Here is a 24,052-nt window from a genome sequence, read left to right as displayed (position 1 = left end):
TTTATTCAGTATTGAAAAAATGTTGGATTACTTATTGTGGCGTTTCATAATTAAGTTTCTATTATGCGATTAACCTTAATTATACCCTGTGGTGAATTGATATAAACAATCTTAGTTTATAAGAGGTTCAATTATCGTATCCGTTTTTATAGAATTAGCTGCTTCCAGTATGGATAAAGTATCGGGTTCTATGTACTCCGATACCTCTACCGTTGTAACTCCATGATGTATCATATCCAATTCTTTGGCGGCAATATATGATATATCGATAACCCTTCCTTTTTTGAAAGGGCCACGGTCTATAACTTCAACTATAACTTCTTTTTCGTTTTTGAGATTTTTTATGAGAAGTTTTGTGCCGAAAGGATATGTTCTATGAGCACATACAAAATGATCTCTTTTGTAGACTGTTCCACTGGCAGTTCTGCGATTATTGAACTTCTTGCCATAATAAGTCGCTTTACCTGTTTCGACATTGGAAGGGGTTTGTGCATTGATTATTACTGCACACAAAGACAGAAATAATAGTAGAGTAAGAGTTCTTTTCATCTTTCTTATTGAGTCTATTTCAGTTACAAAGATATTATAATTCAGGAATTATCAATATCCGTAATGTATAAAAAGAGCTAAGACTTATTGTTCTGATTGATAATCAAACATGTTATTTAAAGTTTATTGTAATATAAAAGTGGCTGTAATCTTTTGTTTATTCACAAATATCTGTATTTTTGTGTTGATTTAATTGTTTATGGCAGAAAAGCATGAGAAATTGCTCTCGGAACTTGAGTTTAGATTGCGTCAACTGATGTATCTGTGTGATTCTTTGAAAGAAGAGAATCAGGACTTGAGGGTCCAATTGGAGGAGAAAGACGGAGAAGTAAATCGTATCAATACCCAATTGGAACAATTGAATTTGAGATACAATAACCTGAAATTTGCAAAGACATTAACCGGGACTGATCAGGAAGGTGTTGATAAAGCAAAAAAAAGATTGTTGAAATTAGTGCAGGATGTAGATAAATGTATCGCGTTATTGAAAATATAAAGGCAGATAGATCATGAGTGAGCATTTTATCATAACATTACGTGTCTTAGATCGGTCGTATCGGTTGAAAATTCATCGTAAAGATGAAAAGAAATACCGGGATGCCGCTGTGGCAATAGAAAAGAAAACGAATCAATATAGGAATTATTTTGCCGAGTCTGAATCCAAAAGCTTGCTGGAAAGAGATTATCTAACGATGACTACCATCCAGGCGCTGTCGGATACCGCAGAACTCGAGGCTAATAATAAGTTGTTTGAGGATAAGGTCAAATCCCTGATTGATGAATTGGATATTTACCTTAAAAATTCTAAGTAGTATTTCTTTTTGCTTTGCTATTAAAACACTTGCGCTAATTGGGAATGAGCAGTTTTCTGTTTCTTTTTCGATTAGTTTTTTTGTTTTTAAAGCCTCAGGCTTTGTATACAATAGACTATGAGATACAATCATCTATTGTGCAGTCAGAATATAGTTAACTAATTAAACATAAGAATATCATAGCAGATATATAAATTTGAAATTTAAAAGAGCCCTATGGAAATAGTATTTACGATAATCGCCTTCATTGGAGGTGTAGTAGTAGCTTGGCTCGTTCTTAACTTTGTAACAAATGCGAGACTAAAAAGACGTATTGAAGAATCGGAACGTGAAGCTGAGGTAATTAAGAAAAATAAATTACTCGAAGTAAAAGAGCAAGCCTTACAAATGAAGGCGGAGTTTGAAAAACAAGTAAATGCCCGTACTTCGAAATTGCAGGTTGCCGAAAATAAAGTAAAGCAACGAGAGCAAACACTCAATCAAAAGCAAGAAGAAATACAACGCCGAAAAAGCGAAGTAGAAGCTATCAAAGACAACCTTGATAGTCAGTTGGAAATAGTCGATAAGAAAAAGCAAGATCTTGATAAGCTTCACAAGCAAGAAGTGGAAAGACTTGAAGCTCTGTCGGGATTGTCGGCAGACGAAATAAAAGCTAAATTGGTGGAAGCCTTAAAAGATGAGGCGAAATCTGATGCACAGTCGTTTATTACCGAGATTGTAGAAGAGGCTAAAATGACGGCCAATAAAGAGGCTAAGAAAATTGTAGTTCAAACCATACAAAGAGTTGCTACAGAAACAGCAATTGAAAATGCCATTACTGTTTTCCATATTGATTCGGACGAAGTTAAAGGACGTATCATCGGACGTGAAGGACGTAATATTAGAGCACTTGAGGCTGCTACGGGTGTTGAAATCGTGGTAGATGATACTCCTGAGGCAATTGTAATTTCAGGGTTTGATCCTGTAAGAAGAGAAATCGCACGTTTAGCACTGCACCAATTGGTAGCAGACGGACGTATTCACCCTGCAAGAATCGAAGAAGTTGTTTCTAAAGTTAAGAAACAAATTGAAGAAGAGATAATTGAAACAGGTAAGCGAACAGCTATCGATTTAGGTATACACGGTTTGCATCCCGAAATGATCCGTATGATCGGTAAAATGAAATACAGATCGTCTTATGGTCAAAACTTATTGCAGCATGCTCGTGAGACAGCCAATTTATGTGCGATAATGGCAGCTGAATTGGGTCTTAACGTGAAGAAAGCAAAAAGAGCAGGTCTGTTACATGATATAGGTAAAGTGCCGGATGATGAGCCGGAATTACCTCACGCATTGTTAGGTATGAAGCTTGCCGAAAAATATAAAGAAAAACCTGATATTTGTAATGCAATAGGTGCTCACCACGATGAGATCGAAATGACAACATTGCTAGCACCAATTGTTCAGGTTTGTGATGCTATATCGGGAGCACGTCCCGGTGCACGTCGCGAGATCGTAGAGGCTTATATCAAGCGTTTGAATGATTTGGAGCAATTGGCAATGTCTTATCCGGGTGTGTTAAAAACATATGCAATACAAGCCGGTCGTGAACTTCGTGTTATTGTTGGAGCAGACAAAGTGGATGATGTGGAAACAGAAAAATTGTCAGCTGAAATAGCTAAGAAAATTCAAGACGAGATGACGTATCCCGGACAAGTGAAGATTACTGTAATTCGAGAAACTAGAGCTGTAAGTTTCGCTAAATAAGATTTTTAAGCAATTAAAGCTATATAAGTAATAAAGAGGTTCTTCTATGAAGAGCCTCTTTGTTGTTTAATAAATAAACTGGCTGGGCTTAGATATATTTTATCTGAAACAAGCTTCTGAATACTATATATTAACGCATATTTTGTTACATTTGTAGAAGGAAATCAGATTATAAACATATAACTAATAAATGTTATGGCATACAAAGTGGCTGTATTTGATGCAAAGCCTTACGATAAAGATACATTTAATAGAGTTAATGAAGTATACGGCTTCGAATTAAGCTTTTATAAAGAACATCTAGACAGGCATAATGTAGTATTGGCCGGAGGGGCTGATGCCGTTTGTATATTTGTTAATGCCAATGTTGATGCATATGTAATTGATAGACTATGCGAAATGGGGGTTAAATTTATAGCATTGCGTTGCGCCGGTTTTAATAATGTAGATATCGCTTATACTGCCGGGAAAATAAAAGTAGCCCGTGTGCCGGATTATTCTCCTCATGCAATAGCCGAACATACATTAGCCCTTATGTTGTGCTTGAACCGTAAAGTGCACAGAGCTTTTATCAGAACCCGCGATTGGAACTTTTCTCTAAATGGTTTCATGGGATTTGATATGTATGGCAAAACTGTAGGGGTTATTGGTACAGGTAAAATCGGAAAAACAGTAATAGGTGTCTTGAGAGGTCTGGGAATGAATGTCTTGGCATATGACCTATATCCTGATTATGCGTTTGCTGAGAAGAACGACGTGAAATATGTATCTTTAGATGAAATATATTCTACTTCGGATGTAATTACTTTACATTGCCCATTGACTAAAGAAACTGAATATCTGATATGTGAAGAATCTATCGCTAAAATGAAAAATGGCGTTATGATTATAAATACAGGCCGTGGAAAACTTATTCATACAAAACATCTGATTGAAGGACTGCTAAGTCAAAAAGTGGGTTATGCTGGACTTGATGTGTATGAAGAAGAAGGTGCCTATTTTTATGAAGACTGCTCAGATAGTGTGTTGACTGATGATGTCTTGGCGAGATTACTATCATTTAATAATGTAATCTTAACGTCGCATCAAGCATTCTTTACTCAGGAGGCTATGGGGAATATCGCGAATACTACTTTCGAAAATATTTCAGATTTCTTTGCTGGAAAAGAAGTTAAAAATGAAGTTGTTTATCAACCGAAATAATAAATTTATTGTATCCTTGATCATTAAGTAATATTAAGGTTTGAGACCTTACGATAGTTTTATGAAGAAAATATTTTTAGTTTTTACCGTCCTATTTTGGGTAATGTGTACGGCAATTAATGCAGCAGATGATAAATTTGTAGTAGTAATTGATGCAGGTCACGGGGGCAAAGATGGTGGAGCTGTAAGAGGTACTTATAAAGAAAAAGAAATAAACCTGGGTGTTGCTCTGGCTCTTGGTAAATTGATAGAATCGAACATGCCGGATGTAAAAGTCGTTTATACTCGCAAAACGGATGTGTTTGTGGATTTATATAAACGTGCTGATATAGCAAATAAGGCAAAAGCCAATCTTTTTATATCGATACATACCAATTCTACAGCAGCCAAAGTAACTACGGCATCGGGTGCTGATACCTATATTCTGGGATTGGCAAAGAGTGAAGAGAATTTAGCAGTTGCAAAACGCGAGAACTCGGTTATCTTGTTAGAAGATAATTACACGAAGCGCTATGAAGGTTTTGACCCTAACTCTCCCGAATCAAACATCATTTTCGAGTTTATGACCGACAAGTACATGGAGCAAAGTTTACAATTTGCAAGCAATGTACAAAGTGGTTTCACGGGAGTCGCAAGAAGGGTCGACAGAGGTGTTTTGCAAGCAGGTTTTCTTGTTTTGCGAGAATCAGGTATGCCTAGTGTTCTTATAGAACTTGGGTTTATCAATAATCCGACAGAAGCTAAATATCTAACATCCTCGACCGGACAGAGAAATATGGCAAGTGCGATATTTTCAGGGTTGCAAAAGTATAAAAAGGAATTCGATAAGAAGCAAGGTAAATCATATGCTGGAACTTCTCGTGTAACGAAGAAAGAATCAGCAAGAGCGAATGATATAATATTAATAGAAGATAGCAATGAGGATGATAATGACAATACATCTTCTCAGGATACGAACAAATCAACTCCGGCAAGTTCTAATAATAGACCTAAGTATATATCGAAAAATACGGATGTCACTCAATTAACGAATACGAATAGTCGAGATCGGAAACCTGCAGTAAAGCAGGAAAAAACTAGAAAAACAGAATCAGTATCGTCGTCTAATTCAGTCGCTCCTTCGAAGGAAACTAAAACTTCTTCAAATGTGAACAATAATACAAAGTCTGTTGTTTCTTCTGGTACGATAGAGTATAGAGTTCAATTTTTGACAGGAGGTTCGAAATTTGCTTCCAACTCACCTAAGTTTAAAGGGTTATCACCTGTTGGTTTTTATATGGATGGCTCAACCTATAAGTATACATATGGTTCGGCTACAACTGAAGCCGAAGCTTTAAGGTTACAAAAGGAAGTTCGTACAAAATTTAAGGATGCATTTATTGTTCGATTTAAAAATAATGTACGCATTAAATAAGCGTTGACTTGATTGAAGAGGTATTTGATTGGTATACTTTCTGATTATAGCAGCTTTTGCTGTTATGGTTTTCAACGCAATAAGAAGGCCTGAGGCTTTAAAAAATTAAATAGGGTTTAATTGAATAAGATTATATATGAAAAAGAAATTCTCGAAAGAAGTTAAAATTGGTATTGCATTTGTTGTTGCCTTATTTATATTATATTTTGGCATAAACTTTCTGAAAGGTATCAATATATTTAAACCATCCAATTCATACACTGTTGTCTTTGATGATGTAACAGGGCTTACTCTATCATCACCTGTCGTATTGAATGGTTTTCAGGTTGGGTTGGTTTATTCTATGAAATTAGAAAACGATACAGCTAATAAAGTAGCTGTTGTTCTAAATCTTGATAAAGGTGTAAAACTCAATAAAGGAAGTAAGGTAAAGTTAGATGTTTCTTTGATGGGTAATGCAACTGTTGTACTGGAGCAAAATCCTTATACTGAAGAATACTATACTTTCGACGATCGCATTCCTGGTGTACGTGTTGCAGGAATGATGGAGTCAATCGGAGCCGATGTGCTACCACAGGTTGGAGCTTTAGTTCCTAAGATTGATTCTATATTGATGGGCTTGCAGCTTCTTGTCAATAATCCAGCATTGGTAAAATCTTTAGAAAACGTAGAAGTCATTACTTCTGATTTAGCTGTTTCTTCAAAGCAATTGAATCAAATGATGCTGAGTTTGAATAAGAATATTCCTACTATGACTAATAATATGACTACCGTTTCGAATGATCTGGCAGGAATGACCAGTCAATTAAAATCAATCGATTTGGTATCATCTTATACCTCAATAGATTCTACCCTTAAGAATATACAAGGTCTATCAAGCAAGCTCAATAGTAAAGATAGTTCTTTGGGGCTTTTACTCAATGATAGAGCACTTTACGATAGCTTAAACGTGACTATGGGGAATGCTTCGCTATTATTAAAGGATGTGAAAGAGAATCCGTCACGATATATTAATGTGAAAGTTTTTTGATCGTTATTTAGAATTGTTCTAAATAAAAACAAAATGCAATAAATTGTTTATAATCCTTTAATGCGGATTTAAGTCGTTCTTATTATTGTTAATATCTTGTAAACGATTGAGAGATAAAACCTTATATGTGTGTAATTTGTTTCTGGTTTAAATCGCTTATTTACAATGATATATACTGTATCCGAAAAACCAAATTTATTAGCACTTGTTTAAATTGAATTTATTTTCAAATTTTGTATTACCGTAACAGGAAAGAAATAAAATAGTATAGAAATCAAAAAGTAGTATTGCAGATCTCGATGAATAATAATGTCAATTTTTTATGGAATAAATGTTTGAATGTTATCAAGGATAATGTTTCTGAGATAACTTATCAAACTTGGTTCTCTCCTATTGTGCCACATTCGTTTGAAAACAGTGTGTTTACAATACAGGTTCCAAGTCAATTTTTCTATGAATATTTGGAAGACAAATTCGTGGATCTACTCAGAATGACTTTGCACCGTGAAGTTAGTCCTGAGGCTATTCTTAACTATCGTATACTTGTTGAGAATACAACCAATACTCATGTTGATTACAGGGGCGATACAAAATCTTTGAGTGTTGAAAAAATTACACCCAAACAAGCAAATCGAATCCCTAACCCTTTTCAAAAAACGGTATCTGTAGATTTCGATTCTCAGCTAAATGCTAAATATACGTTCGATAATTTTTTCGAAGGTGTTAGTAATAAATTAGCAAGAACAGCGGGAGAAACTATTGCAAACAATCCAGGAAAGACAGCATTCAATCCTTTGTTTGTGCATGGAACGTCAGGAGTTGGAAAAACTCACCTTTGTCATGCTATCGGAACACGTATTTTAGATATGTTTCCGGATAAGAAGGTATTGTATGTTTCTGCACACTTGTTTAAAGTGCAATATACGGATGCTACCCGTTTCAATACCGTAAATGACTTTATAAATTTCTATCAAGGTATAGACGTCCTTATCATAGATGATATTCAGGAGTTGGTAGGCTTAGAGAAAACTCAAAATACGTTCTTCCATATTTTCAATCATCTACACCAAAACAATAAGCAGTTGATTCTTACTTCCGATAAAGCTCCCTCTGAATTACAAGGTGTTGAGGAACGTTTACTCACTCGTTTCAGATGGGGACTTACCACAAGATTAGAAAACCCTGATTTTGATTTAAGAACCAAAATTCTTCACGATAAGATTCTTCATGACGGGTTGGCGATTCCGGCTGATGTTGTAGAATTTATAGCCGATAATGTAACAGAGAATGTTCGTGACTTAGAAGGTGTTATTGTTTCACTAATGGCATATTCTGTAATCTATAATAAGGAAGTCGATTTGATTTTAGCTAAGCGCGTCATCGGTCAGGCTATCCGTAAGATCGAAAAGAAAAAGGTTACAATTGATAGTATTTCGGAGGTAGTCTGTAAGCATTTTAATATCAAAACCGAATTGTTGCAAACTGCATCCAGAAAGAGAGAGATCGTACAGGCTCGTCAAGTTGCCATGTATTTGTCAAAAATATACACCGAACTTTCGTTAGCTCAGATTGGGTCAGTAATCGGGAAGAAAAATCATGCTACAGTATTACATGCTTGTAAAACCGTAAAAGACCAGCTTCAGGTTGATAAATCCTTTAGAGATGATCTTGATGAGATAGAAAAAGTCTTAAAGAAATAATATAACCGAGCTAGTCTCGGTTTTTTTGTTTGAATACTTTTCCTTGAAAATATATTTGATTTATTTAAACAACTTACTCTCTTTAGTGTTTACTAGTTATAAGAGTTAAAAAAAATGTATCTATGAAGACTGTAAAGTTTACTTTTCTGATTGCAATTTTAGCAAGTGTATTTTTATCTAGCTGTTCGTATAATACGATGGTCGAAAAGCAAGAAGCTACTTCCTCTCAATGGGGACAGGTGCAGAATGCTTATCAGCGTCGTGCTGATCTTATACCTAATTTGGTGGCTACCGTAAAAGGGTATGCTACACATGAAGAACAGACTTTGACAGAGGTTGTTAATGCAAGAGCCAAAGCAACACAGATAACAGTGAATGCAGAAGACTTGTCGGAAGAAAACCTTAAAAAGTATCAAGAAGCTCAAGGGCAATTAAGTGCTGCTTTGGGAAAATTATTGATGGTGCAGGAACAATATCCGGATCTAAAAGCGAATCAAAACTTTTTGGCATTGCAGGATGAATTGGCCGGTACAGAAAACCGTATTGCAGTAGAGCGCAATAAGTATAATGAGGTAGTAAAAGACTATAATCAGTATATACGAAAGTTTCCGCAAACAATATGGGCAGGGTGGTTTGGTTTTACCCAGAAAGGATATTTCGAGGCTGAGGCCGGAAGCCAGACAGCTCCCACAGTTCAGTTTTAGTTTAATAGTAAAATAAATTATGTGAATGGGTTCGGTATATATAACTTATATCGAACTTGTTTGTTTAATATATATTATATTTGAAGATTTCCAACCAATTTAGGGTTGGGGGTGTAGAGCAAATAGCTACTTATTTCGATAAAGTATAGCTCTGAATTGTAGAATAATTTAACGTGAAAATTGATTTCAAAATATCATCATATGAACTCTTTTGGTAAGTACCTCTTGGTATTATTGGTAATGATTGGCGGTTTTGCCAGTGCTCAGAATTTACCTGATCCGATGTCGCCTCCACGATTGGTAAATGATTTTGCAGGCATTTTCAATGACAAAGATCGCAATAATCTGGAGCAGATGCTGCTTGCATATAATGATACCACATCTACTCAGATATATGTTGTAACAGTAAAAGATTTGGATGGTTATGATGTTTCCGATTATGCATTTCGTTTAGGAGAAAAGTGGGGTGTTGGTCAAAAAGGAAAAAATAATGGGGCGATAATACTAATTAAACCTAAGATTGGAAATAGTCGAGGGCAAGTATTTATAGCTACAGGATATGGACTGGAAGAAAAATTAAATGATGCAAGGGTAGGGCGTATTATTGATAATTATATGCTGCCTTATTTTCAACAGAATGATTATTATACCGGAACAAAAAATGCCGTGGAAGCTATGATTGGATATTTATCCGGACAGTTTCAGGCGGATGAAGATACTGATGAATTAACAACGGGCGATATTATCTTCGGGATAATCTTGGTGCTGCTGTTCATATATTTTATAAGTAAAGCAAATAAAAACAATAAGGGAAACGGATCAAGAGGCGGAGGCTTTTTTCCTCCCATAATTGGCGGCGGCTTTGGTGGGTTCGGCGGACGTTCCGGTGGCGGAGGTTTTGGCGGAGGCGGCGGAGGTAGCTTTGGCGGAGGCGGTGCAGGACGTGGTTGGTAATAGATTTTTTCTATGTAATATTACCAATTTAAAGAGATTTGAAGCAAGTCTGGTCTATGTAAAAAGTTTATCTTTGTAATAGTCACAAGTCAATTAAGTTTATATATTTTATTATTAACTCTAAAATAAAGTCATTATGATAAGTAAGAAAGTTGAAGACGCATTAAATAAACAAATTAATGCAGAATTTTGGTCAGGATATTTGTACCTCTCAATGTCAGCTCATTTTGCAAAAGAAGGTAAGAACGGATTTGCAAACTGGTTTAAGGTACAAGGTTTAGAAGAAAAGGATCATGCAATGAAAATTTTCGACTATATCCTAGCTCGTGGAGGACAAGCTGTAATCAGTCCAATAAAAGAAGTACCACATAGCTGGGCAACTCCTTTGGATGCATTTAAGGCTGCTTTGGCTCACGAGAAACAAGTTACAACTATGATCGATAATATTGTAACGTTGACAAACGAAGAGAAAGATTATGCTACCTTGTCGATGCTCCAATGGTTTGTTGATGAGCAGGTAGAAGAAGAAGCAACAGCGCAGGATCTGGTTGATAGCTTGGAAATGATCAAGGACAATGGATTTGGTATCTACACATTAGATAGAGAACTAAAAAGCAGAAAATATACTCCGCTTGCAAGTAACGATTAAGATATATAATCTTTAGAAATTTATTGAGTAGGATGGATTGAAGAATCCGTCCTTTTCGCTTTTAGAGAAAAAGAGTTTATCAGTATATTTATGAGGCAAGTCGCAGGACATAAATATACTAGCCGTGTAATAACGAGATTTTGCCCCAAATAGTAATATGGAACGATATATTGTACAAATTATAGCAACAGCTATCTTGGTAATTTCAATACCTATTATAAAGTATATAGTAAGAAGGTTGATTGTAAAATATGCCACATTCAGTAAAAAAATAGAAGCACGCACAAAACAAGTGGTCAGAGTATTCAATATTATGATCAATATAATGTTTGCCATCTGTTTTATAATTATATGGGGGGTCGATCCACGTAATCTACTGGTTGCACTTTCTTCTATATTTGCTGTAATAGGAGTTGCCATGTTTGCTCAATGGTCATTACTTAGTAATATAACAGCCGGAATTATAATCTTTTTCACATCCACATTCAGAGTTGGTGATTATATTCGAATTTTAGATAAAGATATGCCCTTTGATGCTGTAGTAGAAGATATATTGTCGTTTCATACTTTACTGAGAACTCATGAAGGTGAGATAATTTCATATCCTAATTCTCTTTTCTTTCAAAAAGGAGTTTCCATTATTCACATAAAGAAATGGGAAGATACAGAAGAATAAGAGGCTCTGATCTTTTTGTTGCTTTGATGAATATAATAATATAACTTGTTTGGTATATGATATGGGGAACTGGTATTTTAGAATTCTTAATTATATGCTTACATAAAAAAATATTATATTTGTTTTGTACAAAGAGTTGATCGTAATTTAGCAAATCTTAAAATAAAAACAAACAGAGATGTCAGTCAATAAAGTAATATTAATAGGTAATGTAGGGAAAGATCCCGATATCAGATATTTTGATAATGGTAGTGCAGTTGTAAATTTTCCATTAGCAACTACCGAACGTGGATATACGGCTGCCAATGGTACCCAGATTCCCGATCGTACCGAGTGGCATAATGTTGTTTGCTGGAGAGGCTTGGCTAAAGTTGCCGAACAATTTGTGAAAAAAGGTACACAATTGTTTGTTGAAGGAAAAATTCGAACTCGTTCGTATGACGATCAAAATGGAATAAAAAGATATGTTGTAGAGATTTATGCTGATAACCTTGAGCTCTTAGGAAAGAAGGGTGATTTTCAGTCAGATGGTAATACCGGTGGCGGATATGGGCAGCAACAGCAGCCTGCTTCTACTCCATCAACACCACAATCTCAAACAACAAATTCATCGCCTATGGAAGATGAGGCGGATGACTTACCTTTCTAATTTTTATCTCAATAAAATATAATGAAAAAGTGCAGATCTATATTAATTATGTCTGCATTTTTTTTGTACTAAAGATTCCTTATACCTATTTAGTTGGTTATGATATCAATCAAAAATCTGAATAATACCATAAATGTTGTTGCATTACTAATGCTTTTGATGTTTGTCTCGGCCTGTAATGAATATACGCCTAAACCAAAAGGTTATAATCGTATTGACAATGCAACAGGTGAAACTGTTGAGTATAATTTTCCGAAATTTTCATTTAGATATTCGGATCAGGTACATATAGATACACTTCAATCTAAGGTGGAAAATGAGATATGGTTTAATATCATCTATCCTAAGTATAATGCTATAATTTATTGTACTTATTTGCCTGTTTCTAAATTGACTTTGCCTAAGGTGTTGGAGGATAGCTATAAATTGGCTTTTAGTCATTCTCTAAAGGCTGATGAAATAATTCAGCAGACATATACTAATGTTGATAGAGGTGTATCGGGAACAGTGTATTCTATAGAAGGTAGTGTAGCGACACCAATTCAATTTTTTCTTACCGATAGTGTGAGCCATTTTTTTAGAGGATCATTTTATTATGCAGAAAAAGTCAATTCAGATTCGGTTGCACCAATTACAGAATTTGTAATGGAAGATATTCAGGAAATGATAAATACATTTAGTTGGCAGGGTAAATAAGGAATCAATTCTGACTGTATCAATTGATTAGAGAACGTTTTAACTCTGAAATAGTCTGTATACTTTTATAGCTTGTTGCCTATAAAAAAGATGAAAGCCGTAAATCAGCGTAGTTTCTGTTTTACGGCGTTTCAATCAAAAGTAGTAATAAAAGAGGGTTGTTTGATATTTATCTCGCTTGTGCTAAGCTAAAGTTGTTGTAATTTTCAATTAAATAATTGTCTCCTGCTTCGGGATCTACAATGGCGTATTTACCAACGCTGCATATTTGCATTTCATCCAGAGTTTTTACCAAATTGTTATATGTAGAACTATTTGTTGGTTTTACTATAACGGTTATGCTTTCTTTCGATTTCTTCAGTTCTGATAATTCATTTTTGAATTGTTCTTCCGAAATCTCTTTTTTATATCTTTTTTGTTTTAAATCCTTAACTTGTTGAGCTAAAACTCCATTTCTTTCTAAAAGAACATTTCTAAGCCCATCTACTCCCAAATCTGTCTTTTGTAGAGAGTTTGGATTTTGATATTCAGGTATTCCCCAATAATAAAAGACCTGATCATTCTCACTCAAGAGCAATGTTATGGTTTTTGAAGCTGGGCTTTCAGGTCCATCTACGACATCTATCGGAGTTTTTGCCGGCATCACTATATCCATCACCTGAGGTGCTGAAAGTGTTGTGCATAGCATGAAAAACGTTATCAACAGCATGTTCATGTCCACCATGGGAGTGAAATCAACACGAAGATTCATTTTTGTAGGTTGCCCTTTCTTCTTTTTATCTCCATTATTGGAGTTTGTATTCATTTCAGCCATGACGGTAAGAATTAAAGTTGTTTATAATTCGTTTGTCTACATAATAGAGTAAAATAGGATTGGAATTCCATAATAGGTATAGGAGAAAAAGTAGAAAAAAAAGCGAAAAAGGAATTTGTCTGATTTTAAGTTGTTGGAATGTAGGAGATTATGTGGCTGTAAAATCTTTCTTTGAAAGTTGGTTTTTCTTCTATTGCTAGTTATGTCTAAAGAGAAATGAGTTACATAATAATATAAGTTAAGAAAGTTTATTTAAAAAGTGTCAGTTATACATAGCGGAAAATAGATATTATGAATTAAGTCTGACGTGTATGATAATTGGCTTTTGTAAAAGTAAATTACAGTTTGATGGTAGCGTAACTTATTTTATTGCACACTTTTGAGGTAATAGTGCAGTTTTAATAATTATCATTACTTTTTATGTCAAATTGATAATTTTAATATCTTATTTTTTCGTCTTAATTGAAATGAAAACTCTAAATTTGTATAACCTTAACGAAGGTTTAATATCGCAATAGAATTCACTATAATTTTAAGATCGAATTGGTCTCCAGAAACCAATTTTATCTTTGAACATTACATAAAAACACTATGGGAAGAGAAATCAAATTTAGTCTCGTTTATCGTGACATGTGGCAGTCGTCCGGAAAATACCAGCCACGTGTAGATCAGTTAACACAAATCGCACCGGTTATTATTGATATGGGCTGTTTTGCTCGTGTGGAGACAAATGGTGGTGCTTTCGAACAGGTAAATCTTCTTTATGGCGAAAACCCCAATACGGCTGTTCGCGAATGGACCGCTCCTTTCAATGCAGTAGGAATCCAGACTCATATGTTGGAACGTGGTTTGAACGGTTTGCGTATGAACCCTGTGCCAAAAGATGTACGTCGTTTGATGTTTAAAGTTAAATGTGCACAAGGAACTAATATATCCCGTTCTTTTGATGGATTGAATGATCCTCGAAATCTTGAATTGTCGGTTAAGTATGCCAAAGAAGCAGGTATGATCTCTCAGACTGCCCTTTGTATCACTCACTCGCCAATCCATACAGTTGATTATTATGTAAATTTCGCAGATAAACTAGTTGATTTTGGTGCTGACGAATTTTGCTTGAAAGATATGGCCGGTGTAGGTCGTCCTGCTTTTCTTGGAAAATTGACAAAAGCACTAAAAGACAGACATCCTAATATTCCTATTGAATATCATGGTCATACAGGACCCGGTTTCTCGGTTGCTTCGATGTTAGAAGTTGCACGTGCAGGAGCCGATTACTTAGATGCAGCTATCGAACCTCTATCATGGGGAATGGTACACCCTGATATCATTACATTGCAAGCCATGTTGAAGGATGCAGGATTTTCGGTGCCGGATATCAATATGAAAGCGTATATGGAAGCTCGTGCTTTGACACAATCTTTCATTGATGATTTCTTAGGATACTTTATCGATCCATCTAATAAAATAATGACTTCGTTACTTGTTGGTTGCGGTCTTCCCGGAGGAATGATGGGATCGATGATGGCTGACCTTAAAGGTATGCATTCGGCTATCAATATGGCACTTCGCAACAATGGTAAAGCCGAAGTTACATTGAATGATCTTGTAGTTCAACTGTTTGATGAAGTTGCTTATATATGGCCTAAATTAGGTTATCCTCCCTTAGTAACACCTTTCAGCCAATATGTGAAGAATATTGCTCTTATGAACATTTTCTCTATGGCACAAGGACAAGCTCGTTTCTCGAATATCGATAAGGATAGCTGGAATATGATTCTAGGTAGAACAGGTATGCTTCCCGGTAAATTGGATGACGAAATTATCGAATTGGCTAAATCTAAGAATCTTGAATTCTATACCGGAAATCCTCAAGAAGAATATCCGGATGCTCTTGATACATATCGTAAAGAAATGGACGAGAACGGATGGGATTATGGCCAAGATGATGAAGAGTTATTTGAGTTGGCAATGCACGACCGTCAATACCGTGATTATAAATCGGGATTGGCTAAAGAGCGTTTCAATGCTGATCTGGAAAAAGCGAAAGCTGCTGCCGGAGCTCCAATTATCGTAACTCGTCCTATTGTTGAAATACCTAATTTCGATATTGAAAAAGTAACAGAAAAATATCCTGATGCTCAACCTTTACAAGCTCCTGTTTCGGGACAAGTAATCTGGCAGATCGATTTGGCTGACGAGTCTACTGCTCCGGTAGTAGGTACTTCGGTAAAAGAAGGTGATATAATTGCTTTCATCCAAGCTTATTATGGTATCGAAGAAGTGAAAGCTTTGAAATCGGGTAAGATTGTTCAGATCGAAACTAAACAAGGTGCTAAGGTTCAGAAAAATCAAGTGCTTGCGTTTATCAACTAAGATCACTGATCTTTTGATTGTTTAATATATTGAAGAGTGGTTATTCATTTACGAATAGCCACTCTTTGTTTATATTCGTTGGCAGGTAGGGCAATAGTAAATGCATCCACCCAGATATGCTTCTTTTATGATGGTATCGCCACAATTCAAGCAAGGCTCTTTATACGTATTTTTAGATAGAATTGACTTGTAGCGTCCCGACTTTCCGTATATATCTTTTTTATATAAAGATATCCTATGGTTACGTTTAAGAAAATAGTATTCCATCGTTTTTTGTTTATTATATTTGCCCCGCAATTTAAGTTCGCAGAGCCATTTATTGCTTTGGCTGTATGGGTGAGCCTGTGTATTCACCGATTTCGGACAGACTCATAGGTCTGCCCTATCAACAAAAATATACTATTATATATTTCCTTTTACTTAATTTTTCTTAGATGTCTTCTAAAAATACTTCACTTAAAAGAGACTTGGGGCTTTTGGCAGCAATTACTATTGTTGTCGGGAATATGATTGGTTCGGGAGTCTTCGGATTACCCGCCGCTTTGGCTAAAGTGGCAACACCATCCATTATTATATTGGCTTGGATTGTGGTTGCTATCGGGGCAACTATAATCGCTTTGAGTTATGGTAATTTAAGCCGATCGATACCTAAAGCAGGAGGTCCGGTGGTATATACGGAAGCAGCCTTAGGTAAATTCTGGGGATATATAGTCAGCCTTGTTTGGTGGGTAGGTTCGGCGGTTGGAAATGCTGCCATTGTTGATCTTATTTTTACTCAATTAGCACAGTTAATTCCTGTACTTGATTTTCCGGTCAGCAAATTAATCGCTACTTTGTTTATCCTTTGGCTTTTCACTTACATAAATATTTGTGGAGTTAAGTTTGCCGGATGGATCAGTATCGTTACTACCATTTTGAAATCAAGTGTGTTTATTTTGGTTATTTTGTTGGCTGTACCTCATCTTAATTTCGATCTTTTTGTGAGTAATTCATTACCTTTGTCATTACAGGGAGAGACCGATATATATAAAATGTTTTCGGCTGCAATAGCTTTAATCTTTTGGGCTTTTACGGGTCTCGAAAGTTCGACTATGGCAGGAGGGGAAATAAAGAATCCCGAGCGTAATATTCAGCGGAGTGTGGTGTGGGGATTGACTATTGTTGGTTTTATTTATATACTTATTAATATCTCACTTCTTGCCCTTATTCCTCAAGATCAGTTAGCTGAATCTAATTCTCCATTTGCAGATGTAATAAATCTTGCATTAGGAACCAATATGGGAGGTAATATAATTAATATAGCTATTCTTATATCTGTGGTGGGAGCTTTGTCGGGATGGATTCTTACAACAGGCAGAAGTATATATGCAGCAAGTAAGGACAAATTTTTTATCGCTTCTTTTGCTAAGATTCATCCGAAATATTCGACTCCTTATGTAGCACTGATTGCTTCGGGAGTAATTACTTCTATTTTCTTCTTTCTGAATTTTTATTCCGATATCAGTGGTAATACGCAAGGTCTTTCGCATTTTGTAAATATTACAACGGTGGCAGCTTTTATTAATCTGCCGACTTATCTGGTTACTATCATATCAGAGTACGTATTGATTAAGAAACGAAAAATAGAATCTTCGAAAGCAAATAATATACGATTGTTCTTTGCATTTATATTCTCTCTGGTATTCATCTATTTTGGAATAATAGGTTCTATCGTTCCTGTTATTTATTGGATTATATCTGTTGGTCTATTATTGGTAGGTTTGCTTTGTTATCCGATATTCAGAAAATCCCATAAGTAGAAAAAAGGTTCACATATTTAATATTAATGTTTGAGAATGCCGACAAAAGCATACTTCGACTTATTGTATTTCTAATTGATTATGAAAAAGTTATTTTTATTTGTTTTCTTATTTGTTTTTTTGTGTGTCTCAGCTCAGGAGAAATATAACATCTTAATGACAGGAGCGTCTTTTGCTTCTTACGAGAATGGCTGGTTTGAATTGGGTTGCAAGGAATTAAATGCTACGCCTTTAAATAAAGCCGTCGGAGCTCAGGCAATTGCCGATGCAGCCAATAAAATGAATGAGGGTACATTGTACTCGAAAGAAGAATTGGAAAACGCAGATGCTTTTGTTATTATGCATGTACATAATATGGATGTTTTTGAAAATTCGGCATTGAAGGAAAATTACACAGATTATACAGTGCCTTTCGATAGGTCTAATTATGCTGCCGCTTACGATTATGTAATCAAAAGATATATTTCGGATTGTTACAATCTCAAGTTCGATAAGGAATCAAAATATTATAATACCCAATCAGGTAAACCTGTCATAATTATCTTATCGACCCACTGGCACGATGCCCGTCCTATATACAATGAATCGGTTCGATTGTTGGCTCAAAAATGGGGATTTCCGGTAATTGAGTTCGACAAGTATATAGGATTCTCAAAGAATACACCTCACCCTGTAACTAAGTTGCAAATGAGCCGATTGTATGCCGACGATAATACGGAAACCATAGATGGGGTTGTATATGGCTGGCATCAACTGAGAGGTGAGGATAAATTTATACAACAGCACATGGCTGCCATATTTGTGGATACAATGAAAAAGGTATTGCCTTTATAAGATAAAAGAGGTGTTTTGAGATATAGAACATAGCTTATGCTTTTTTACTTATTTCGGCACAATGATGAATCGTAATATCGACTAAAGCTCTTTCTATTTTTATTATCTTTGTATCTATATGATTTTAGAACGTATATCGATATTAGGTTATAAGAATATAGAGCAGGCTGAGTTGACTTTCTCTCCCAAATTGAACTGTTTTATAGGCAAAAATGGAATGGGTAAAACCAATCTGTTGGACGCTGTATATTATCTTTCGTTCTGTAAAAGTCATAACAATCAGGTTGATTCCCAAAACATAAAACATGATGCCGATTTTGCTTTGATTCAAGGCTATTACCTGTTGGGAGGTAGTGACGAAGAAGAGTTCTTTTGCAGTTTACGCAGGCGTCAGAAAAAGCAATTTAAGCGAAATAAGAAAGAATACGAAAAATTGTCCGATCATATTGGTTGTTTGCCTTTGGTTATGGTTTCGCCTTCGGATTCCGATCTAATCACCGGAGGAAGCGACGAACGGCGTAAGTTTATGGATGTTGTGTTGTCACAATTCGATAAAGATTATTTGCATGCCCTTATTCGCTATAACAAAGCTTTGCAGCAACGTAATGCATTACTGAAATCGGATATGCAGGCCGATGAATCACTTTACGAGCTTTGGGAAGAACAACTTGCCTATGAAGGGCAGATTATACATACTAAGCGAAAGGCTTTTGTAGAGCAATTTATACCGACGTTTCAGTATTATTATAATTTTATATGTCAATCGAATGAAACGGTCGAATTAAAATATGAGTCGCCGCTTGACGAAGGAAATCTGGTTGATTTGTTGAAACATAAACGGGAGAGAGATAAAATTCTCGGATACACAACAGCAGGCATTCATCGCGACGATTTGGATATGCGTATGGATGATTATTCGATCAAGAAAGTTGGTTCTCAGGGGCAAAATAAAACCTATGTGGTGGCTATGAAGCTGGCTCAGTTCGATTTCCTGAAAAAAGCAGGATCAACTACACCTATATTATTATTGGATGACATTTTTGATAAACTCGATTCAACCCGTGTAGAACAGATTGTAAAGCTGGTGTCGGAAGATAATTTTGGTCAGATTTTTATTACAGATACCAATAGGGATCATCTGGATGAGATACTTAAAGGTTTAAATAGTGATTACCGTCTCTATCAGGTAGAGGGTGGAGGAGTACTTCAATTAAAGTAAAAGTATGAGGAAGCGAAATACCGAAAGCTTAGGCGAAGTTCTGAAACAGTTTTTTGAAGAGAATCAATTCTTTAAACGGAAACTGGCCGAAAGCCGTGTTATAAGTGGCTGGGCGAAAACTTTGGGTCCCGTTATTGCCTCATACACAACCAATGTATATTTAAGGAACAATATATTATATGTTAGTTTGACATCGTCCGTTTTACGTTCGGAGTTGATGATGTGTAAGGAAAAATTAATAACAAATCTGAATACACACGCCGGATTGAACGTTGTAAAAGACATTGTATTCAGATAAGTGCAATTGTAAATAAGATGGAAGTTAAAGAAGACGTATCGAGAGATACATTTAAAAGTTCGTTGCCCATACAGATTCGTTTTAATGATATAGACGCATTGGGGCATATTAATAACAATATATATTTCAGTTATTTTGATCTGGGAAAGATTGATTATCTTGAAAATCTCAGAACCTCTTATGTGAGTTGGACAGATGGTATTATTGTAATAGCTCGTATTGAGGTCGATTTTATTTCACCTGTATTTTATAAAGAGAAAGTAGCTGTAGATACAAAGGTTACTAAGATAGGAACCAAGAGTGTTGTTTTTCTTCAGCAAGTCAGGAATGTTTTGACGGGCGAAATCAAATGTCGTTGTCATTCCGTTGTTGTAGCTTATAATCCCAAAACTAGTCAAGCAATGGCTGTACCCGAAATTTGGAGACATGGAATGTCTGAGTTTGAAGGTATGAAGTTCTAAATTTAAAATAAAATAGCCCGACTTGATTAGAGTCGGGCTATTTGTTGTCATATATAGTATTTACTTAAATGTATTGTTTCAGGTCTTTTACCCATGCCGCAATACGAGCATCTGTTTGGTCAAATTCATTATCTTCGTCCAAAGCTAAACCAACAAAGTTTCCGTCAACTACAGCTTCCGAATCATCGTAGGTGTATCCTTCAGTTGATACTGCTCCTACTATTTCTGCATTATCTTTGATTGCTTCGTAAATAACAGCCATGCCATTTGCAAATGTATCAGAATAAGAAGAGCTGTCTCCAAGTCCGAATAAAGCTACTTTTTTTCCTGTAAAATCAAATGCTTTGAATTTAGGAAGGAAAGAGTCCCAATCATCCTGAAGGTCACCGTAACCTGTAGTTGATGCTCCTAAAATTAGAAAATCAAAAGGCTTCAATTGATCAACAGTTACTCTGGCTACATCGAAGATTTGAGTATCCGCATTTCCTAATACTTTTTCAATTTTAGATGCTACCCCTTCGGTTGCACCGGTTGAAGTTCCGTAAACGATCGCTATTTTGCTCATAATTCAGTTTTATTATAAATAAGTAAAGAATAAAATTTATTGGTATATTTTATAGTTGTAACAATCTATATTTGTTATACTTTCCAAAGTAATAAAAAGGTCTGTGACCTTAATAAAAACGATTGAATGCTATATTTTGCTATATTTCTGCTGAAATCAAATTGAAAAATCTAAGACCATTATTTAAATTCATTTCAAATAATAACATCCAAATCTAGATAATGTTTGTGTGTACTGCCTAATTTATTTAATATTATAGAAAACAAAGAAGGCAAATCAATTGATTTGCCTTCTTTATATGCTTGATTCTAAATACTAATCAATAGAGTTTAAATTGTTATCAATAGTTTCTATTTTCTGAGCAATAAGTTCGAGCTCGTTCTTCAGATCCTGAATTTTGTGCTCCATATCTTTTAATAAGCCGCTTGCTCCTTTTGATATAGACAGAAAACCCATGTTGTTTTCGTAAGTCTGTAAGTCAGATTTTACTTTATTGAATTGGTGCATAAGCTTTTCTCTCTCTCTGAATAATCGGCCTTTAGGTCTTTCGGATTTAGCGATATCATCTACATTCGATTTGAATGATTGTAATCTGCGTTCCGATTTATCCATTTTCAGGCGATCAAATTGTACATCAAGTGCCGTTTGGTACTCTTTGTAGATTTTATCTTTTTCCTTGAAAGGAACAAAGCCTACTTGATGCCATTCGTTCATCAGCTCACGTAAGGTAGCCATTGGATCCGCTAAGTCAGTTTGTTCTGAAAGAGCGTTTATTTTCTCGATAATTTCTTTTTTCGTTGCAAGGTTTGCTACTTCTTCTTCTTTTTGAGAAGATGTATTGCTGTTCTTTTGTTCAAAGAAATAATCACAAGCAGTAACAAATTGTTTCCAGATTGCATCTGAATGCTTACGAGGTACTGCACCTATTGTTTTCCATTCTTTTTGGATAGCGATAAGTTCGTCAGTTGTTTTTCTCCAATCAGTACTGTCTTTCAATGCTTCGGCTTTCTCGCAAAGTGCTCTCTTTTTATTCAGATTTTCTTCCATATCATCTTTTTGATGTTTGAAGAATTCTGCTTTTTTCTCAAAGAAAGTATCGCATAATGCTCGATATTGTTCGAATATTTGGCTGTTTACTTTTTTAGGAACAAACCCTATCGTTTTCCATTTAGCTTGAAGAGCAATTATTTCGTGGCTTTTTTCATCCCAGTCTTTGAAGTTCTTAAGTTGAGAATAGTCAATAGCTTTTAAAGTATCGCATATAGCCGTTTTCTCAATTAAATTTGTTTCTTCCTGCCCTTTAAGTTCTTCGAAATGGCTTTGGTGTTTTTTATTGATTTCGGTGGATGCAGCTTTGAAACGCTCCCATATTTCATCTCTGAATTCTTTAGCTACAGGTCCGATTTCTCTCCATTGTTGATGGAAATTTTGTAATTGGTGAAATGCCGAAACTACATCCGATTCTTCCTGTAGTTTTTCTACAACTTCGCAGATACTGGTTTTAATTTCCAGATTCTTTTTGAAGTCGTAGTCTCTAAATTCATTATTGATCTTGATCAGATCATAGAATTTTTCGGAATGCAACTGATATGCTTTCCATATTTCGTTGACCTTTGCTGCAGGAATAAGTTTAATCTCATTCCATTGTTGTTGCAGGTCTTTAAATTCTTTGTATAATTTATTAAAATCGTCTGTGCTTTCTGTCAGATTTTTAATGGCTTCGATGATTCTCTCTTTCTTTACGAGATTGTCTTCTTTTATTTTTTCTTCGTCAGCCAAAGCTTTAGCTCTTTTCTCTTTGATAGTATTAAGAAGTGTTTTGAATTCTTCCTCGATAGGATCGGTTGGAATAACAAACGAATTAATATCACCTCCATCGGCTACAAATTGTTCTTTCAAGGTTTCATTCTCTGCCGATTTTAATTTATAGAACGATTGTTTCAAATTATCTACATCAGCACGGGTCGGTACCTCTGCTTTTGCTGATAATTCTTGCAAGTTTTTTATAATCTCTTCTTTTGTAAAAGATTTAGATTCTGCAACTTGTGGCTCAGTAGTTATTTCTGCTTGCTCTTGTTTATTCTCTGTTTCTTCGTTTAGAGGCAATGCAGGATCAATATTCTCATTCATAATAGGGGGTAATTAGGTTCGGTATTCCACTTCTTAATTTTCTTATAACACAAATTAATAAAATATTTTCCGTATTAAGACTATTTATTGCTTTTATTTTTGTTCATATTGTTAGATTAGCTAGGATATTAGCCTTGCTGCTGCTTAAAATTCTAAGATTATTTTAAAAATCATTTACATATATAATATCGGTTAAAATTTTACCTTTGTTAGGTATAAACATAAAACGAAACTATATGAATGAATATGTAATTAATTATAATGACTCAAAAAGTCAGAAGGTCTTATGCTTTGTTATAGGTGGATATGCCGTTTTATATGGTCTTTACCAATCAGTAATGCAGGCATTGAATAATACGTTTACGTTTGACTTTTTTGCAGCATTGGTTTTGATCGTACTTGGAGCTATTCTTATTCTGAATGTAACGGTATGGGCAGCTCGTCCGATTTTTGCAATGGACTCGAGTCGTATTTATGTTAAAATGCCGAATCAGAAATCGGTATATAAGGCTGAATGGATTAGTGTTCGAGAAATAGCATTGGGCGTGAGTTATTTGAAAATGTCAGAGACTGATGGTAAACAATATACTGTGGATATCAGTGGGTTAAAGTATGATGACCTGAAGAATGTAAAAAGCCAGATTATAGAAATTTGTGAGTCGAAAAGCATTCCCTATAAAAATGATTGATGTTTTTTTCGATTGCTTTATGGAAAACTGAAGTTATTTTACTCTATTAATACGAATGAGTTTCCTCAAGCACACTAACTAATTTTTT

The 24,052-nt window shown here is 35.2% G+C and carries 24 protein-coding genes and 1 pseudogene; 20 read left to right on the top strand and 5 right to left on the bottom strand.

Annotation, left to right across the window (positions count from 1 at the left end; translation table 11 throughout):
* Nucleotides 1–111 precede the first annotated feature (111 nt).
* The gene (locus G7051_RS02305; protein WP_166110401.1) at nucleotides 112–549 is read right to left on the bottom strand and encodes a septal ring lytic transglycosylase RlpA family protein; all 438 of its coding nucleotides are present in this window, start codon (nucleotides 547–549) and stop codon (nucleotides 112–114) included.
* 199 nt (nucleotides 550–748) lie between these two features.
* Between G7051_RS02305 and G7051_RS02300 the strand changes: the two genes are divergently transcribed.
* The 13 genes from G7051_RS02300 (at nucleotide 749) to G7051_RS02240 (ending at nucleotide 12,782) form a co-directional block, all read left to right on the top strand.
* Nucleotides 749–1,045 (top strand): hypothetical protein, encoded by a 297-nt coding sequence (locus tag G7051_RS02300; protein ID WP_166198218.1) that lies wholly within the window; start codon nucleotides 749–751, stop codon nucleotides 1,043–1,045.
* A 13-nt stretch (nucleotides 1,046–1,058) separates the two neighbouring features.
* On the top strand, nucleotides 1,059–1,361 hold the full coding sequence (zapA, locus tag G7051_RS02295; protein ID WP_166198216.1) for a cell division protein ZapA: 303 nt from the start codon (nucleotides 1,059–1,061) through the stop codon (nucleotides 1,359–1,361).
* A 216-nt stretch (nucleotides 1,362–1,577) separates the two neighbouring features.
* Nucleotides 1,578–3,107: a ribonuclease Y gene (gene rny, locus G7051_RS02290; protein WP_166110393.1), complete on the top strand. Its 1,530-nt coding sequence runs from the start codon at nucleotides 1,578–1,580 to the stop codon at nucleotides 3,105–3,107.
* A gap of 195 nt (nucleotides 3,108–3,302) precedes the next feature.
* Nucleotides 3,303–4,310, top strand: coding sequence for a 2-hydroxyacid dehydrogenase (locus G7051_RS02285; RefSeq protein ID WP_166198215.1), 1,008 nt, complete (start codon nucleotides 3,303–3,305; stop codon nucleotides 4,308–4,310).
* Nucleotides 4,311–4,371: 61 nt separating this feature from the next.
* Entirely contained in the window at nucleotides 4,372–5,724 is a 1,353-nt protein-coding gene (locus G7051_RS02280) for an N-acetylmuramoyl-L-alanine amidase (RefSeq protein ID WP_166198213.1), read from the top strand.
* A 136-nt stretch (nucleotides 5,725–5,860) separates the two neighbouring features.
* Nucleotides 5,861–6,754, top strand: coding sequence for an MlaD family protein (locus tag G7051_RS02275; protein WP_166198212.1), 894 nt, complete (start codon nucleotides 5,861–5,863; stop codon nucleotides 6,752–6,754).
* A gap of 299 nt (nucleotides 6,755–7,053) precedes the next feature.
* Nucleotides 7,054–8,454 carry a chromosomal replication initiator protein DnaA gene (gene dnaA, locus G7051_RS02270; RefSeq protein WP_166110381.1) on the top strand — a complete coding sequence of 467 codons (1,401 nt, stop codon included), beginning with the start codon at nucleotides 7,054–7,056 and terminating at the stop codon, nucleotides 8,452–8,454.
* Between the two features lie 122 nt (nucleotides 8,455–8,576).
* The gene (locus tag G7051_RS02265; RefSeq protein WP_166110378.1) at nucleotides 8,577–9,158 is read left to right on the top strand and encodes a LemA family protein; all 582 of its coding nucleotides are present in this window, start codon (nucleotides 8,577–8,579) and stop codon (nucleotides 9,156–9,158) included.
* Between the two features lie 201 nt (nucleotides 9,159–9,359).
* Nucleotides 9,360–10,112, top strand: a complete 753-nt coding sequence (locus G7051_RS02260) for a YgcG family protein (protein ID WP_166198211.1) — start codon at nucleotides 9,360–9,362, stop codon at nucleotides 10,110–10,112.
* A gap of 136 nt (nucleotides 10,113–10,248) precedes the next feature.
* Nucleotides 10,249–10,761, top strand: a complete 513-nt coding sequence (locus tag G7051_RS02255) for a ferritin (protein WP_166110373.1) — start codon at nucleotides 10,249–10,251, stop codon at nucleotides 10,759–10,761.
* Between the two features lie 157 nt (nucleotides 10,762–10,918).
* On the top strand, nucleotides 10,919–11,437 hold the full coding sequence (locus G7051_RS02250; protein WP_166198209.1) for a mechanosensitive ion channel family protein: 519 nt from the start codon (nucleotides 10,919–10,921) through the stop codon (nucleotides 11,435–11,437).
* 178 nt (nucleotides 11,438–11,615) lie between these two features.
* On the top strand, nucleotides 11,616–12,086 hold the full coding sequence (locus G7051_RS02245; RefSeq protein WP_166110368.1) for a single-stranded DNA-binding protein: 471 nt from the start codon (nucleotides 11,616–11,618) through the stop codon (nucleotides 12,084–12,086).
* Between the two features lie 99 nt (nucleotides 12,087–12,185).
* Nucleotides 12,186–12,782, top strand: coding sequence for a hypothetical protein (locus tag G7051_RS02240; RefSeq protein WP_166198208.1), 597 nt, complete (start codon nucleotides 12,186–12,188; stop codon nucleotides 12,780–12,782).
* Nucleotides 12,783–12,951: 169 nt separating this feature from the next.
* On the opposite strand, the gene G7051_RS02235 is transcribed toward G7051_RS02240, so the two are convergent.
* Nucleotides 12,952–13,596 (bottom strand): biopolymer transporter ExbD, encoded by a 645-nt coding sequence (locus tag G7051_RS02235; RefSeq protein ID WP_166198207.1) that lies wholly within the window; start codon nucleotides 13,594–13,596, stop codon nucleotides 12,952–12,954.
* 591 nt (nucleotides 13,597–14,187) lie between these two features.
* Between G7051_RS02235 and G7051_RS02230 the strand changes: the two genes are divergently transcribed.
* Complete coding sequence (locus tag G7051_RS02230) at nucleotides 14,188–15,969, top strand: biotin/lipoyl-containing protein (RefSeq protein ID WP_166198206.1); 1,782 nt, start codon at nucleotides 14,188–14,190, stop codon at nucleotides 15,967–15,969.
* Nucleotides 15,970–16,038: 69 nt separating this feature from the next.
* On the opposite strand, the pseudogene G7051_RS02225 reads toward G7051_RS02230, so the two are convergent.
* Nucleotides 16,039–16,191 (bottom strand): annotated as a pseudogene (locus tag G7051_RS02225) (endonuclease VIII); the annotation flags it as partial.
* A 212-nt stretch (nucleotides 16,192–16,403) separates the two neighbouring features.
* Between G7051_RS02225 and G7051_RS02220 the strand changes: the two are divergent.
* From G7051_RS02220 to G7051_RS02200, 5 genes are all read left to right on the top strand, one after another.
* The gene (locus G7051_RS02220) at nucleotides 16,404–17,768 is read left to right on the top strand and encodes an APC family permease (RefSeq protein ID WP_166198204.1); all 1,365 of its coding nucleotides are present in this window, start codon (nucleotides 16,404–16,406) and stop codon (nucleotides 17,766–17,768) included.
* 81 nt (nucleotides 17,769–17,849) lie between these two features.
* The gene (locus tag G7051_RS02215) at nucleotides 17,850–18,602 is read left to right on the top strand and encodes a DUF5040 domain-containing protein (RefSeq protein ID WP_166198202.1); all 753 of its coding nucleotides are present in this window, start codon (nucleotides 17,850–17,852) and stop codon (nucleotides 18,600–18,602) included.
* Nucleotides 18,603–18,720: 118 nt separating this feature from the next.
* The gene (locus G7051_RS02210; RefSeq protein WP_166198200.1) at nucleotides 18,721–19,821 is read left to right on the top strand and encodes a DNA replication/repair protein RecF; all 1,101 of its coding nucleotides are present in this window, start codon (nucleotides 18,721–18,723) and stop codon (nucleotides 19,819–19,821) included.
* Nucleotides 19,822–19,825: 4 nt separating this feature from the next.
* Complete coding sequence (locus tag G7051_RS02205; RefSeq protein ID WP_166110341.1) at nucleotides 19,826–20,119, top strand: DUF721 domain-containing protein; 294 nt, start codon at nucleotides 19,826–19,828, stop codon at nucleotides 20,117–20,119.
* A gap of 17 nt (nucleotides 20,120–20,136) precedes the next feature.
* Nucleotides 20,137–20,580, top strand: a complete 444-nt coding sequence (locus G7051_RS02200; RefSeq protein ID WP_166198198.1) for a thioesterase family protein — start codon at nucleotides 20,137–20,139, stop codon at nucleotides 20,578–20,580.
* Between the two features lie 64 nt (nucleotides 20,581–20,644).
* Here G7051_RS02200 and G7051_RS02195 read toward each other — a convergent pair whose 3' ends face one another.
* Nucleotides 20,645–21,145, bottom strand: coding sequence for a flavodoxin (locus G7051_RS02195; RefSeq protein ID WP_166110335.1), 501 nt, complete (start codon nucleotides 21,143–21,145; stop codon nucleotides 20,645–20,647).
* A 315-nt stretch (nucleotides 21,146–21,460) separates the two neighbouring features.
* Entirely contained in the window at nucleotides 21,461–23,275 is a 1,815-nt protein-coding gene (locus tag G7051_RS02190) for a DUF349 domain-containing protein (protein ID WP_166198196.1), read from the bottom strand.
* A 236-nt stretch (nucleotides 23,276–23,511) separates the two neighbouring features.
* On the opposite strand from G7051_RS02190, the gene G7051_RS02185 reads away from it, so the two are divergent.
* Nucleotides 23,512–23,964 (top strand): hypothetical protein, encoded by a 453-nt coding sequence (locus G7051_RS02185; protein ID WP_166198194.1) that lies wholly within the window; start codon nucleotides 23,512–23,514, stop codon nucleotides 23,962–23,964.
* Nucleotides 23,965–24,052: the final 88 nt, after the last annotated feature.

Source organism: Dysgonomonas sp. HDW5B (assembly GCF_011299335.1).
Taxonomy (GTDB): Bacteria; Bacteroidota; Bacteroidia; order Bacteroidales; family Dysgonomonadaceae; genus Dysgonomonas_A.
This window is presented reverse-complemented; position numbering and strand designations above follow the sequence as displayed.

Coding starts and splice junctions, on each gene's coding strand:
- G7051_RS02245 (WP_166110368.1), top strand. CDS start 11,616: ATGTCAGTCAATAAAGTAATATTAATAGGTAATGTAGGGAAAGATCCC.
- dnaA (WP_166110381.1), top strand. CDS start 7,054: ATGAATAATAATGTCAATTTTTTATGGAATAAATGTTTGAATGTTATC.
- G7051_RS02185 (WP_166198194.1), top strand. CDS start 23,512: ATGAATGAATATGTAATTAATTATAATGACTCAAAAAGTCAGAAGGTC.
- zapA (WP_166198216.1), top strand. CDS start 1,059: ATGAGTGAGCATTTTATCATAACATTACGTGTCTTAGATCGGTCGTAT.
- G7051_RS02305 (WP_166110401.1), bottom strand. CDS start 549: ATGAAAAGAACTCTTACTCTACTATTATTTCTGTCTTTGTGTGCAGTA.
- G7051_RS02230 (WP_166198206.1), top strand. CDS start 14,188: ATGGGAAGAGAAATCAAATTTAGTCTCGTTTATCGTGACATGTGGCAG.
- G7051_RS02255 (WP_166110373.1), top strand. CDS start 10,249: ATGATAAGTAAGAAAGTTGAAGACGCATTAAATAAACAAATTAATGCA.
- G7051_RS02300 (WP_166198218.1), top strand. CDS start 749: ATGGCAGAAAAGCATGAGAAATTGCTCTCGGAACTTGAGTTTAGATTG.
- G7051_RS02195 (WP_166110335.1), bottom strand. CDS start 21,145: ATGAGCAAAATAGCGATCGTTTACGGAACTTCAACCGGTGCAACCGAA.
- G7051_RS02205 (WP_166110341.1), top strand. CDS start 19,826: ATGAGGAAGCGAAATACCGAAAGCTTAGGCGAAGTTCTGAAACAGTTT.
- G7051_RS02215 (WP_166198202.1), top strand. CDS start 17,850: ATGAAAAAGTTATTTTTATTTGTTTTCTTATTTGTTTTTTTGTGTGTC.
- G7051_RS02285 (WP_166198215.1), top strand. CDS start 3,303: ATGGCATACAAAGTGGCTGTATTTGATGCAAAGCCTTACGATAAAGAT.
- G7051_RS02280 (WP_166198213.1), top strand. CDS start 4,372: ATGAAGAAAATATTTTTAGTTTTTACCGTCCTATTTTGGGTAATGTGT.
- G7051_RS02265 (WP_166110378.1), top strand. CDS start 8,577: ATGAAGACTGTAAAGTTTACTTTTCTGATTGCAATTTTAGCAAGTGTA.
- G7051_RS02190 (WP_166198196.1), bottom strand. CDS start 23,275: ATGAATGAGAATATTGATCCTGCATTGCCTCTAAACGAAGAAACAGAG.
- G7051_RS02275 (WP_166198212.1), top strand. CDS start 5,861: ATGAAAAAGAAATTCTCGAAAGAAGTTAAAATTGGTATTGCATTTGTT.
- G7051_RS02210 (WP_166198200.1), top strand. CDS start 18,721: ATGATTTTAGAACGTATATCGATATTAGGTTATAAGAATATAGAGCAG.
- rny (WP_166110393.1), top strand. CDS start 1,578: ATGGAAATAGTATTTACGATAATCGCCTTCATTGGAGGTGTAGTAGTA.
- G7051_RS02220 (WP_166198204.1), top strand. CDS start 16,404: ATGTCTTCTAAAAATACTTCACTTAAAAGAGACTTGGGGCTTTTGGCA.
- G7051_RS02260 (WP_166198211.1), top strand. CDS start 9,360: ATGAACTCTTTTGGTAAGTACCTCTTGGTATTATTGGTAATGATTGGC.
- G7051_RS02250 (WP_166198209.1), top strand. CDS start 10,919: ATGGAACGATATATTGTACAAATTATAGCAACAGCTATCTTGGTAATT.
- G7051_RS02240 (WP_166198208.1), top strand. CDS start 12,186: ATGATATCAATCAAAAATCTGAATAATACCATAAATGTTGTTGCATTA.
- G7051_RS02200 (WP_166198198.1), top strand. CDS start 20,137: ATGGAAGTTAAAGAAGACGTATCGAGAGATACATTTAAAAGTTCGTTG.
- G7051_RS02235 (WP_166198207.1), bottom strand. CDS start 13,596: ATGGCTGAAATGAATACAAACTCCAATAATGGAGATAAAAAGAAGAAA.